The organism is Buchnera aphidicola (Meitanaphis flavogallis) (assembly GCA_039830035.1).
GTDB classification, from domain to species: domain Bacteria; phylum Pseudomonadota; class Gammaproteobacteria; order Enterobacterales; family Enterobacteriaceae; genus Buchnera_B; species Buchnera_B aphidicola_AZ.
Genome location: CP140038.1, coordinates 315,119 through 329,727, shown reverse-complemented (window position 1 = coordinate 329,727; position 14,609 = coordinate 315,119). Strand labels below are relative to the sequence as shown.

The 14,609-nt window shown below is 23.8% G+C and carries 10 protein-coding genes and 1 pseudogene; 2 read left to right on the top strand and 9 right to left on the bottom strand.

Features of this window, described 5'->3' with window-relative positions; genetic code table 11:
- Window positions 1-69 precede the first annotated feature (69 nt).
- Window positions 70-762: a 2,3-diphosphoglycerate-dependent phosphoglycerate mutase gene (gpmA, locus tag U0T59_01420; protein ID XBC43102.1), complete on the bottom strand. Its 693-nt coding sequence runs from the start codon at window positions 760-762 to the stop codon at window positions 70-72.
- Between the two features lie 790 nt (window positions 763-1,552).
- Between gpmA and U0T59_01415 the strand changes: the two genes are divergently transcribed.
- A complete protein-coding gene (locus U0T59_01415; protein ID XBC43101.1) occupies window positions 1,553-2,050 on the top strand; it encodes an OmpA family protein in 498 nt (165 codons plus the stop codon).
- 80 nt (window positions 2,051-2,130) lie between these two features.
- Here U0T59_01415 and sucB read toward each other — a convergent pair whose 3' ends face one another.
- The 4 genes from sucB to phrB all read right to left on the bottom strand — a co-directional run bounded on the left by sucB (window position 2,131) and on the right by phrB (window position 8,661).
- A complete protein-coding gene (gene sucB, locus U0T59_01410) occupies window positions 2,131-3,342 on the bottom strand; it encodes a dihydrolipoyllysine-residue succinyltransferase (protein ID XBC43100.1) in 1,212 nt (403 codons plus the stop codon).
- Between the two features lie 14 nt (window positions 3,343-3,356).
- Window positions 3,357-6,116 (bottom strand): 2-oxoglutarate dehydrogenase E1 component, encoded by a 2,760-nt coding sequence (locus U0T59_01405; protein ID XBC43099.1) that lies wholly within the window; start codon window positions 6,114-6,116, stop codon window positions 3,357-3,359.
- 351 nt (window positions 6,117-6,467) lie between these two features.
- The gene (locus U0T59_01400) at window positions 6,468-7,211 is read right to left on the bottom strand and encodes a Nif3-like dinuclear metal center hexameric protein (GenBank protein XBC43098.1); all 744 of its coding nucleotides are present in this window, start codon (window positions 7,209-7,211) and stop codon (window positions 6,468-6,470) included.
- Window positions 7,212-7,230: 19 nt separating this feature from the next.
- Window positions 7,231-8,661, bottom strand: a complete 1,431-nt coding sequence (phrB, locus tag U0T59_01395) for a deoxyribodipyrimidine photo-lyase (GenBank protein ID XBC43097.1) — start codon at window positions 8,659-8,661, stop codon at window positions 7,231-7,233.
- Between the two features lie 280 nt (window positions 8,662-8,941).
- Here phrB and fldA point away from each other — a divergent pair, with 280 nt between their 5' ends.
- Window positions 8,942-9,460, top strand: coding sequence for a flavodoxin FldA (gene fldA, locus U0T59_01390; GenBank protein XBC43096.1), 519 nt, complete (start codon window positions 8,942-8,944; stop codon window positions 9,458-9,460).
- 164 nt (window positions 9,461-9,624) lie between these two features.
- Here fldA and gap read toward each other — a convergent pair whose 3' ends face one another.
- The 4 genes and pseudogenes from gap to U0T59_01370 all read right to left on the bottom strand — a co-directional run bounded on the left by gap (window position 9,625) and on the right by U0T59_01370 (window position 14,174).
- On the bottom strand, window positions 9,625-10,617 hold the full coding sequence (gene gap, locus U0T59_01385; GenBank protein XBC43095.1) for a type I glyceraldehyde-3-phosphate dehydrogenase: 993 nt from the start codon (window positions 10,615-10,617) through the stop codon (window positions 9,625-9,627).
- Window positions 10,618-11,033: 416 nt separating this feature from the next.
- On the bottom strand, window positions 11,034-12,275 hold the full coding sequence (locus U0T59_01380) for an FtsX-like permease family protein (GenBank protein ID XBC43094.1): 1,242 nt from the start codon (window positions 12,273-12,275) through the stop codon (window positions 11,034-11,036).
- A 15-nt stretch (window positions 12,276-12,290) separates the two neighbouring features.
- Window positions 12,291-12,979: pseudogene (locus tag U0T59_01375) on the bottom strand (ATP-binding cassette domain-containing protein).
- A complete protein-coding gene (locus U0T59_01370) occupies window positions 12,972-14,174 on the bottom strand; it encodes an FtsX-like permease family protein (protein XBC43093.1) in 1,203 nt (400 codons plus the stop codon). The pseudogene U0T59_01375 and the gene U0T59_01370 overlap by 8 nt, the downstream one beginning before the upstream one ends.
- Between the last annotated feature and the right edge of the window lie 435 nt (window positions 14,175-14,609).

Below are 14,609 nucleotides of genomic sequence, written 5' to 3'. Positions count from 1 at the left end.
GCTAATTTTTTTATAACAGTGATAGAACATATATATTATATGTTTAAAATATCAATATATTACAAATTATCATAGATAATAATATTTTATAGGTTCAAAATAATTATTAAATTCGTATACCATAGGAATACCAGTAGCAATATTTAAATTCATCACTTCTTGATCGTCTATATTACTTAAATGTTTTATTAATGCGCGAAGAGAATTTCCATGAGCTATTATAATAATTTTAGATTCTTTCTTAAAATTAGGAAAAATAGATGTTTCCCAAAAAGGAATAACTCTTTTAGATGTAGATTTTAAGCTTTCAGATAATGGAATATCTTGAATATTCATAGTAGAATACTTAGGATCTAATGCTAAAATTTTTCTTTCTGAAATACTTGTTTGTGGAGGAGAAATATTAAATCCTCTTCTCCATTGTTGCACTTGTATTTCTCCATATTTTTCAATTACATCATTTTTATTTAATCCCTGTAAAGACCCGTAATGGCGTTCATTTAAATGCCAAGATTTTTTTATTGGAATCCATGATAGATTTAAATATCTTATGATAGTCCAAAGAGTATGTATAGATCTTTTTAGGACAGACGTATATGCATAATTAAATTGAAATCCCTTTGATTTTAATAGTTTAGCAGATCTTACAGCTTCAACTATCCCAGTTTCAGATAAATCTATATCTATCCATCCGGTAAATTTATTTAATTTATTCCATTCACTTTCACCGTGTCGCATTAAAACTAATTTGTATATTTTCACAATAATTCAACCTTGTAATGATTTATGTTGATAATTCTTGATATCGTTTTATACAATTATGAAAAAATGTTTTTACTTTATGAAAGAATAATATTTCTTAAAAAATACTTTAATATTTTTTTATTTTTCAAAATAGTTATATATGCAAAATGTAAGCTTTCATATATTGTGTAATATTATAAAATTTTTAAATAACTATGTAAATTATTTAACAATATTTTGTTAGATTCATGATAAAATACGTTTAGTAATCAAAGTAATAACATTATATTTTTTTTTATTTTTCATTAAAATATTAATTTAATTTTTCAATTGCCAATTGTATTTGATGTATAATAAATTTATAGTTTGTATACCATAATTTAAACGAATTATTATTTGTTATAATGTTTGCATTTTATACATTGTTAAATGTTTTATGTATAAAAAATAATTTAATCACAAGTTGATTTATTTTTTATGAGTGATAAATTTAAAATAAAAAATATTATTATTTATATAAATTAAATATTTCCGTATAATTTAATATTTGTACAAAAGTACAAATATAGATTAAAATGAAATTTGTTTTATATACAAAATTTATAGAATGTCAAGTAGTTTTAAAATTATACTTTAATAAATAAAAAACATAAACACATTTTTATATCATTATTATTAATATTAACATTAAATATATATTAAAATAATTTTATATATTTATATTTGACATTAACATCAAATATTTTAAAGTTTGTAATACACAATATTCAAAATAATATAAAAACGTATTGAATCATAGGAACTATGAATGAAATTAAATAAAATATTTAAAATATTAACTCTTTTTTTGCCAATAATAGCAATGTTTTCATGTAGTTTTCAGAAAGACAAACTTAATCCAATAATTGCGGATCAAAATAATCCTATAATAGATACTCAAGAAGATTCTAATATCATTAAACCATTTGATGATGTGCAACAAGATAATACAATTTATTTTGGCTTAAATACATCTAATGTCAATGCAAAATTTTCTAAAATATTAAATAGTACTGTTACGTTTTTGTATAATCATCCTGAAGCAAGTGTTGTTATTGAAGGACATGCTGACAAAAGAGGACCAAAACAATATAACATTGATTTAGGAAAACGTCGTGCTGAAGCAGTAAAATTATATTTAGAAAGTAAAGGAATACCGTCTAATCAAATTTCTACCGTATCTTATGGTTCAGAAAAACCAGCGAAAATTGGGAATACAGAAGATGCTTATTCAAAAAATAGAAGAGCAGTTATAATATATTCATAAATGCAATGTTTTATATTGGTGCTAAGATTTATCATAGCACCAAAAAATAGTTTTTTATGTTTAATGATAATGTTTATATATTAAACACTAATAGTAATTCTATTAAAATCTTCTAATAGTTCTTTTATTCTTAGTAAAAATCCTACTGATTCTTTTCCATCTATTAAACGATGATCATATGTTAATGCTAAATACATCATAGGAAGTATTTTTATGCTACCTTTTACAACCATTGGTCGTTCTTTAATAGCATGTATACCTAAAATAGCTGATTGAGGTGGGTTAATTAACGGAGTAGAAAACAAAGATCCAAAAATTCCACCATTAGTAATGGTAAAGTTTCCTCCTTGTAATTCGTCTATAGTTAATTTAGAATTTTTTCCTTTCAGAGCTAGTGTTTGAATATTTTTTTCAATGTCAAACATACTCATTAAATCGACATTTTTTAGTACAGGAGCTACTAATCCACGAGGTGTTGATATAGCAATATTAATATCAAAATATTTATAGTAGATAATATCGTCTTGATCAATGGAAGCGTTAATTTCTGGAAAACATTTAAGTGCTTCTATAACGGCTTTTACATAAAAAGGCATTAATCCTAATTTAACATTATATTTTTTTTTAAATAATTCTCCATACTCTTGTCTTAAATGTAAAATAGACTCCATATTAACTTCATTGAAGGTAGTTAGCGAAGCTGAATTATTTTTGGATGTTGATAGTCTTTCAGAAATTTTTTTTCTTAATTCACTCATTCGTATACGTTTAATATTTCGATTATTATGTTTCTCTTTAAGTATTTTTTGACACTCATAATTATTTTTATTATGAACATTTACATTATTTTTATTTATATATTTCATTATGTCTTCGCGAGTTATGCGACCTTTTATTCCACTACCTTGAATGTAAATATTTTTTAAATGATGTATTGATATTAACCGCCTTACCATAGGACTAAGATAATTTTTAGAAAAAGTGAATTGTTTTTGTATTTCAACAATTTCATTTTTACTACGATGACTAATTGGTAAATGATTATTTGCAGCTGATTTAATTAACGTTCCTATAATTTGACCTGAAATTACTTTTTGCCCTTTTTTTACAATGATACTTTCTAATATTCCATCAAATAATGATGGTATTTCTAGAACTATTTTATCAGTTTCAATGTCTACTAATATTTCATTTTCTTTTAAAGAATCACCAGGGTTTTTATACCATGATGCAACAATAGCTTCGTTGACTGATTCAGGAAGTTCAGGAACAAGAATATTAATTTTATTCATTATTATCTCTTATTTTAACTTACGTTTAAAGCATCATGTACTAATTTTTTCTGTTGTTTTTTATGAACATTCATATATCCGGTAGCGGTAGATGAAGATTCAGGGCGTCCTATACAATCCAAAACAGATGTTCTGGATAATATTTTATTTAAGTAATATTTACTATGAAGCCATGCACCTTGATTGAATGGTTCTTCTTGACACCATATAAAATCATTAATATGCGAGTATAATTGTAGTATTTTTGATAAAGCATCATTAGGAAATGGATATAATTGTTCTATTCTTAAAATAACTACGTTAGTTTGTCGATTTATACGTCTTTGATTTAATAAATCGTAATATATTTTTCCAGAACACAAAATAATTCTTTTTACAAATGCAATATTTATGTCGTCAATTTCATCAATAACTGTTTGAAAATTATTTTTTTCAAATTCTAACAAAGGCGAAAAAGATAATGGATAACGTAAAAGAGATTTTGGTGTCATAATAATTAAAGGCTTGACAATAGAATCACATAATTGGTTATATAATATGTGATACATTTGAGAAGCAGTTGTAGGTATGCAAATTTTTATATTGTTTTCGGCAGACAATTGAAGATATCGCTCTAATCGAGATGAAGAATGTTCCGGTCCTTGTCCTTCATATCCATGCGGTAATAGTAGTACCAAATTACATGAAATACCCCATTTTTTTTCACTAGAACAAATAAATTGATCAATTACAACTTGTGCTCCATTAGCAAAATCTCCAAATTGTGCTTCCCAAACAGTTAATGTATTTTTTTGACTAATAGAATACCCATACTCAAAAGCTAATGCTGCTTCTTCTGATAATACAGAATCCCAAATATAAAATTTTCCTTGTTGATCATGTATATGTTGCAAAGGAATATATAAAGTACCGTTGTTTTGATCATGAATAATAGCATGCCTATGAGAAAATGTACCTCTTCCCACATCTTCACCAGACAATCGGCAAGAAATTCCTTGGTTTAATAAAGCAGCATATGCTAATGCTTCAGCTGCACCCCAATCTATAAGTTTATTTCCATTTGCCATTTCTAATCTATCGTTGTATATTTTTAAAACTCTATTGTGAACTACAATATTAGATGGAAGAATATTAATTTTTTTAATTAGTTCTTTTAAATTATATTCAGAAAGTTTTTTAATTTTTTTAGAACAAATTATAATAGAATCATTTTTATGGAATGAACGTTCATGTTTTGGTTTTGTTCCATTTGTATATTCCGAATACTTTTCGTCAAGCTTTTTTTTATATTTTTTTATGGCATGATTTATATAGTCTTGATTAATAACTTTTGTTTCTATTAACTGTTTGTTATAGATACTACAAACAGTAGGATGTTTTTTAATTACTGAATACATAACTGGCTGTGTAATAAATGGATCATCTACTTCGTTATGTCCATGACGTCTATAACAAACAAGATCTACAAATACATCTTTTTTAAAACGATTTTTGAAACTAGTAGCTAAGCGCATTATAAATAATGCTGCTTCTGGATTATCAGCGTTAACATGGAATACAGGTGATTCAATCATTTTAGCGATATCAGTGCAATATTTACTGCTTCTTAAACTGTTCGAATCAGATGTAGTAAATCCTATTTGATTATTTAATACTATATGTATAGTCCCATCTACTTTGTATCCTCTAACTTGAGACATATTTAAAATTTCTTGTACTACACCTTGACCAGAAATAGCTGCATCTCCATGAAGTACTAAAGAAAAAATATTTTTTTTATCATGTGCTGTGATATTATCTTGATATGCTCGAGTAGAACCGACTACTACTGGATTAATAATTTCTAAATGTGAGGGATTAAACTTCAGATCTAAATTGATAGTTCCAAATTGAGTAATTCTATCTTTATTAAAGCCCATATGGTATTTTACATCTCCATTTGTACTATTTTGTGTTTTAGCAATTTCAAAGAACTCATTAAATACATTTTGAATTGGTTTATCAAGAATGTTAATTAATACATTTAATCTACCTCGATGAGACATACCTAATATAATTTTTTTAATATTATATCTCGCTGCGCAATTAATTACTTCTTGCAACATAGGTATTAATGATTCCGCTCCTTCTAAAGAAAAACGTTTTGATCCAGGAAATTTAAAAGAAAAATATTTTTCTAATGTTTCTGCTGAAATTAAATTGTTTAATAAACATTTTTTTTCTTGTAAGGTAAATGCATTTTTTTCAAAATCACGTTCAATGTAATTTTGAATCCATTTTTTTTCTTCTAGACAACTCATATGCATATATTCATATCCTATATTATTGCAATATATGTTAAATAATATAGAATATAATTTTTTCAAAGTGATTGTATGAAAAGAAAAATTTGCAAGTTTTAATGAAAAAGGTTGATCAATAATTTCGGTATTTTTTTTATTTAAAAATATTTCTAATTTAGGAAAAGATTCGTACTTTTTTAAATTTAAGGGATCTAAAGTTGAATATATATGTCCTGTATTGCGAAAAGTGCTAATTATATTAGATGCTATATATTTGATGTTTGTTTGATCTTCAGAGCTTCTATTTCGGCATATTTTTGGTTTATTATTTGTACTAGTTACGTGTGATAGTTTTAAAAATAAAGAACGCCAAGATTCTTCTATAGAATTAGGATTTTTTAAGAATTTTTGATGCATATTATCTAAATAACGTTTACTAACTCGTGTTAAACATAAAAGATCTAATTTTTTTTTAAATTTGTCTTTTTGCATAATGATCCTTAATCAGTAGTAAAATTTAGGAAACAATTTTTAATTTAATATTGTTATAAATTTCTAATAATAAAAATTAGTAATTTTTAACATGTAATAAGTCTATTATATAAATTTTTATTTTAAAAAATGATAAATATTACCAGTAATATTGGTATATTTATTTTTTTATATCATGATTCAAACAAGGTCTTTTATAGTTCAAAATATATAAGATACAATAAATTTTAAATAATTAGAAAAATATATTGCTAAAAAAGTAAACTACTAGGACATGAATTATTCTCAAATGCTTTTCAATAAAATTAAATTAAAATATATAAAATTACGTTTAATTAATGTTTAATTACGTTAAACGGGATTATGAACATCAATAAAAGTAACATCTAAGTTACTTATTTTTTTTAACCAATTAGTTAATGCTATTATTCCTCCGCATTCACTAGCATGATGTCCTATTGAAAAAAAATGAAAATTTTTTTCTTTAGCAACATGAATTGTTTCTTCCGATACTTCACCAGTTAAAAATGCATCAACTCCATGTTTTGCAACAGAATGGATAAAACCCTGTCCTTTCCCGCTACACCATGCCACCTTACGAATAGTTTTAGATGCATTACATTTATAGTGAAAAGGAAGTCTATTGAACTTTTGTGTTATTATATTTAACATTTGCTCTTCAGTCACTTCTTGTTCGAAAATTCCCCAAGGAACTAATGGTAATATATACCCTTGTAATTGCAATTTGAGAATTTTTCCTATTTGAACGTTATTTCCTAATTCAGAATGAAGATCTAAAGGTAAATGCCAACAATATAAATTAATATTATTTTCAAGTATAGTTTTTATTCTATTTCTTAATATTCCTGTAATAGTTCTTTCACTATTTTTCCAAAAATATCCATGATGTACAATTACAGCTTGAGCTCTTTTTTCGACCGCAATATCTAATAATTCTTGACACGCTGTAACCCCAGTTATGATTCTTTTAATTTCTTGAATTCCTTCTATTTGTAATCCATTTGGAATAACATCATGAATCTGAAAAGAATTAAGTTTTTTATTAATAATTTTTTCTAATGTAATGTTTTTCATAAATTAGTTTTTTATATAGTTATAATTTATATTTTGCGCGCCTAAATATAGTTAATGCTTCTTTTCTAGAATGAGAAAAATCAACAATCGGTTGAGGATAATTAATTTCTTTTTTTACTTTTTTATTCCATAAACTAGGATCGTGAATACTAACTGAAGAAATTTTTTTTAATTCAGGAATATATTTTTTGATAAATATCCCTTTTGGATCGAATTTTTTAGATTGCAAAATAGGATTAAAGATACGAAAATACGGAACACTATCGCTACCTACTGAAGATATCCACTGCCATCCCCCATTATTTAATGCTAAATCTCCATCAATGAGTTGTGACATAAAATATTTTTCTCCTTTTTTCCAATTAATTAATAAATTTTTTACTAAAAAACTAGCAGTAATCATGCGTAAGCGATTGTGTATCCATCCTATTTGGTTTAATTGCCTCATACTAGCATCTACAATAGGAAATCCTGTTTTTCCTGTTTTCCATGCATTAAAATGTTTTGTATTACTTTTCCACGTTATGTTTTTTTCCCAATTACATAATGTTGTTTCTTTATATAGTAATGGATAAAAATATAATAAATGTTTGAAAAATTCGCGCCAAATTAATTCGTTGATCCAAGAACACTTCTCAATAGAATATTTATGTGTTCTTGCATGATACTTAAATAAAAGTGATAAACACTGTAAAGGTGATAGTACTCCAATAGATAAGTGAGCAGAAATCATACTAGTACTATTTAATAAAATACTATTATGATTACTATTATAGTTATTTAATTTATTTTTAAGAAACAATTTTAATTTTTTAATTACTTTTTTTTCTCCTATTGGAAATAGTTGTTCATTAAATTTTTTAAAAGAGAAGTGAAATGATGAAATTTTATAGTTAAGGTTATTTACAATTTTTTTTCTTTTTTTGATTGTAAAAATATAATTTAATTGTTTTTTTTCTAACATTTGAATACATTTTTTTTTAAAAAAACTATATTTTTTATACATATTTCCTGTTTTATTTGTAATTTTTCCAGGTTGTATCAATGTAGAACCATGAAATCCATACGAAAAAATGGAATGATTTTTAAGTATCTTCATTGCCATAATATCTCTTTTTTGATGAAAAAATCCATATTCATAATTGTAATATAAATTATTTACTTTATTTTTTTTACAGAATTGAACAAGATAATTTATTGATTTTAAAAAAGTAGTAGATTCATAATAATATAAAATAATGTTAAGTTTTCTTAGTTCTTTACTTAAAGCAATAATATTTTTATATATTAGACTGATTTTTTTGTCAGAAAAAACATTAAGTTTCTGTTGTTTCGAAGATAAGATAAATAAAGCCAATACAATTGACTCATTATTTTTGCAAGCAAAGTAAAGTGCGGGATTGTTACGTACACGTAGATCACTTCGAAACCAAACAAGATTAATTATCATTATATTAATAACTTCCTTTATTAGAACAAAATTTTTATAAATATTTTTATTATATTTATTTTTACGCATATATTATGAAGTAATAGTGCTATTTTAATTGTAAAATTAATGTAAAATATGTTTAATAATAAAATATTAATTTATATTACAATATGATAAATCTACATTATTTTTTAATATGTTAACTATTTTAATTAAAATATATTTCAATTTTTTATATAAAATATACATTTATTAAAAAATATTAATAAATATTTCATTTTATTAAATAGGATTATATATGACAACTAATATAGGTATTTTTTTTGGTAGTGATACAGGAAACACAGAAAAAATAGCTGCGCGTATTCAAACATGTCTTGGAAAAAATATTTCTACTATTTATGATATTGCTGACTCTAAACAAGAAGATATAGAACAATATAATACTGTTATATTAGGTGTTTCTACATGGTACTATGGCGAGCTACAATGTGATTGGGATGATTTCTTACCAATTTTTAAAAAAATAAATTTTTGCAATAAAACTATTGCTTTTTTTGGATGTGGAGACCAAGAAGATTATTCTGAATATTTTTGTGATGGTATTGGAATATTGTTTAACAATATTAAAAAAACACATGTAAATTTTATTGGAAAATGGTCAACTAATGATTATTTTTTTGATGATTCTAAAGCATTATATAATGATCAATATTTCTTAGGATTAGCTATAGATGAAGATCGACAATCAAAAAAAAGTGAAAAAAGAGTTATTGAATGGACGCAACAATTAAAAAAAGAACTACAAATAACATAAACATATATATTGCGTTTACATGTATATCACAATAATATTATAAAAATTATTATTTTTAAACATCTCATTTATTATAAATTTCATATGACATTATAAAATATAATGCCAGTATGAAATTTATAGATTTTTTAAAGTAGAATGTTAAATATTAAATTTTTCTACTTTTAATAAATTAATTCCACTAAATCTAACACTTTACTAGAATATCCAGTTTCATTATCATACCAAGCTATTAATTTCATAAAATTATTATTTAAACATAATCCAGCTGTAGCATCAAAAATAGAGGTTAGCTCATTTCCATTAAAGTCTGTTGATACAACTGGTTCTTCGGTATAACCAATAATATTTTTCATATTTGTTTCAGAAGCATCTTTTATTTTTTGACACACATCTGAATAAGTAGCTGACTTTTCTTGACGAACAGTCAAATCTATTACAGAAACATTTGCTGTAGGAATACGAAAAGCTATTCCTGTTAATTTTTTATTTAATTCAGGTAATACTTTTCCAACAGCTTGAGCTGCTCCTGTTGTAGAAGGAATAATATTTTGCAATGCACTTCTACCTCCTCTCCAATCTTTATATGATAATCCATCTACAGTTTTCTGTGCAGCAGTAGTAGCATGAACTGTTGTCATTAATCCCTCTATAATACCAAATTCGTCATTTATTATTTTTGCTATAGGTGCTAAACAATTAGTAGTACAAGATGCATTTGAAACTATTTTTTGACCTGAATATTTTTCAAAATTAGCACCTTTTACAAACATCGGAGTATTATCCTTTGACGGACCAGTTATTATTACTTTTTTAGCACCAGACTGTATATGTTTACATGCTTCGTTAGTAGTTAGAAATACTCCTGTAGATTCTATCACTATATCAATGTTTAAATCTCCCCATAACAAACGTTCTGGATTTTTTTCATTAGTTATAAAAACATTTTTATTATTTACAATAAGAACATTATTTTTAACTTTTACAGTTCCAGGAAAATGTCCATGTGTAGAATCATATTTTAACATATATGCCATATATTTTGTGTCAATGAAATCATTTATAGCTAATACTTCAATATCAGAACGAGATTGAGCTAATCTAAATACCATTCTCCCTATTCGCCCAAATCCATTAATACCAACTTTAATAGTCATTTTTATACCAATCATTATTGTAAAATTAAGAATTTTAAAAAATATATAAAAACATCTTAAATGTTGCCATTTGTAATAGTTTAATAATAAACTTATGATCTTAAATCATTTGAGAAGTTGTTATAAAGTGATACTATTACTTTTTTTAAACAATATGAAATACGTGATGTATATCATATAAAAAAAGATTTGATCTTATTTAAAAAATATTGCGTATTAAAAAATATTCTTTTAATTTCGCGTTCAAAAATATTTTTCCGAAAACGTTGATGAATTTTTCTTTTGTGTTTTTTATAACGTGTGTTTTTAAGCCTTCGGTTAGTTACCTGCATCATTTACCTTAATGATTTTTAATTAAAAAATTTAATATGTAGTTCACTATATTTTTACATTTAAGTACATTTTAATGCAGCAATCTATTCAATATTTTTTAAGATTGTTGCAGGATCAATTTTACTAGCATAATTTGCAGGATAATAACTAGTTATAAATCCTGTTATAAAAAGTATGAAAAATATTAAAAAAATATCTGAACAAGCAATAGAAATAGGAATAAAATCAATAAAATAAACAGTATTAGGTACTAATTTGTAACCCAAACATTGTTCTATATAATATACGAAATACTGAAAATTGAATAATAATATCATGCTTAGTAATACAGATAATAATCCAATTTTAAATATAGATTTTATACCATAAATTAACAGTATAAACTTAATCGAATTATTATTTATTCCTAAAGTTTTGAATATTGCAATGCTATGTATTTTTTTTGATATATTGAATAAAGTAATTGAAGCTATACTACAACAAGAAATAATAATAATTAATGTCATAGTGAAATAAATGATAGTTTTTACTAATTGAATTTCATGATAAATATAATTATATTCTATCATCCAATTTTTAATAATAAAATTATTTGGTAAGTTATATTGAATTTTTTTAAAAATCTTATTTCCATCAAATGGATTCTTTATAGATAATTCTAATCCTGAAATATTAGAACGCATATTTAAATATCGTTGTAAATCCGAAATAGGAACTAATGCTAACGTATCATCTAAACTACTATTTATATTAAAAAAATCTAATACTTGTAAAGAAACGTATTTAGGATATAATATTGAAGAGTTATAATTATCAGATAAAGCAATATTTATCCAATCTCCTTTATGAATAGACAAGTATGTTGCTATACTTTTTCCGAGAATAATTTGATATTTATTTTTTTTTATTTTTTTTAATGTTTTTTTATTTATAAATTTATATAAATTATTTGGTTCATGATCACTATCAAAGTTTAATCCTTTTAGTTGAATTCCTTTAATTCCGTTTATATGATTTATTAATGCTGTAGTACTTACATATGGTACTATAGATATGATATCGGGTGAAAATTTTAACAAATTTTTAATTTTTTTCCAATTTTGAAATGGATGCTTTGTAGGTAAAATTTTTCCATGCGGAAGTATTGATAAAATTCTATTATTTAATTCAAGTTTGAATCCATTTAATGCACTAAAACTTATAATTAATACTAATACTCCTAAGAATATACCAATTTTAGCAACAATAGAAACTAAATAGTTTATACTATTTTTTTTAAACTGAATGTTAAGTTTTCTAGATATTAACAAAGATAAATAAATCACTCTATAATTTCCTTTCTAAGAATCTATTTTATATAACGTTCCAGTTTTCAATTGCATTTTTAATGGTATATTTTTAAAAAATTCCATATCATGGGTGACTATTAAAAAAGTAATTTTATGTATACTATTAAGATTAAAAAATAGATCTAAAATTCGATTGGAATTTTTTTTATCTAAGTTTCCAGTTGGTTCATCGGCTATAACAAGACTAGGTTTCGCAACTAATGCTCTTGCAATAGCTACTCTTTGTCGTTCTCCTCCTGATAATTCTGAAGGAAAGCTTTTAATTTTTTTTTCTATTCCTACACTTTTTAAAACATTATATGCTGTTTCAAATGCAAATAACTTACTTTTTTTTTGAATAAGTAAAGGTAAAGTAACGTTTTCAATAACATTAAAATCCGATAGTAGATGATGCAGTTGATATATAAAACCTAAATGATAATTTCTTAATATAGATTGTTTTTTATTAGAAATACTATGTATATTTTGGCCTAAAAAAAAATTTCTCCTGAACTAGGGGAATCAAGACCTCCTACGATATGCAAAAAAGTACTTTTTCCTGATCCAGAAGCACCGATTATAGAAAGCATGTCGCCTTTTTTTAATACCAAGGAAATATTTTTTAAAATATAATTTTTTACTGTTCCATTGAGATAATATTTACATATAGAACTACATTTTAACAAGTTTATATTATTCATAAGATAACCTTCTTGATGGAAATATTGTAGTTGCTTTCCAAGCAGGATAAACGGTAGATAATAAAATACATATTATAGATATCACATCAATTGTTATAATTTGACGAAAAAAAATAATGCAAGGCAATGAAATATTTGGAAAAAATAATTTTATCATAGACATAATTCCAATTGTTTTGTTCATAATTAAAAAACTTAATATTGTACCTAATAATGTTCCTATTATACCACTTAACATTCCTTGAAATATAAAAACTAACATAATATTACATTTAGATAAACCTAATGTTTGAAATATAGCAATATCTTTTTCTTTATTCATAATAAATAAACTAACAGATACAAATAAACCAAATATAGACACCATTACAATTAAACTAAACAAAAATATCATCATATAATTTTCTATTTTTGCAGCTTGTAACAATTCACCTCTACTTTGTTTCCAGTTCTTTATTTTTATATCAGATAAATGTAAATGTTCTAAATAATTATCAATTTCTAATGGATCTTCTAACCATAATCGTAATCCTGTAATGTGATCTTTTGGATAACACAAAAAGTTAGATAAATCTTGATGATTTACTAATACTTGATAATCGTCAATTTCAGTATTAGTAATAAAAGTGTCAATTACTTTGAATATACGTCTATTAGGCATATTTTTAAATGAAAAAAATGGACGAAAATTCGGAAGAATTAATGCAAATTTATCACCAATATTAATATTTAATTTTTTTGCTAATCCTTGTCCTATTATTGCATCATAGTTATTTTTATTTAAAATTTTTAAATAGTTATCATTTCTTAAATAAGGTTTAAAAACATTGTATTGTTGATAGTGCATAGATAATACTGAACCAATAGAAATTGCAGAATTACCTTGAATAATAACGTCGCTAATAATTATTTCAGATATTTTTTTTACATATTTTGAAATCAAGTCATGTTGATTAATACTAAATTTATTCATATTATTATTGTTTTTACTAACAATAATATGAGGAATAAAATTTAAAATACGATTTTTAAATTCATCTTCAAATCCATTCATAATAGAAATAATAGTTATTACAGCAGATACTCCGCATGACATGCTAATAATAGATAATACGTTGGTTAATTTGTTCAGGAAAGTTCTAGATTTACTAAAAAAATAGCGAAATCCAATAAAACACGAAATCAATAAATTCATATAAATATTTCTTGTAATAAAATTTTTTCACAAAATTGGAAATATTATTATTAATGTTTTAAATATAAGAGACAACTTAAAAAATTAATACTAAACTTTTTATTAAAATTGAAATAGGAATTATAATTAATAAAAAATATAAAGTTATTTCTATTGTTTTAATCAATAAAGATAAAATACTACATTTATTAGTATTGTAGTATAAATTAAACGTTCTTAATGTCTAAACAAATAAATAATATATAAACATTAAAAAGTTTATTCAATAATTTTACAAATTTTTAAAAAGTATGTTAACAAGAGAAAAGTAATACAATTCATGCTAAACTTGAATTAATTATAAATAAAAATAACAATTAATATTTTATAAACATTGATTTTATGCATGCTAAATATGATGTTTTATTTTGTATAACAAAGATTTAAATATGGTAT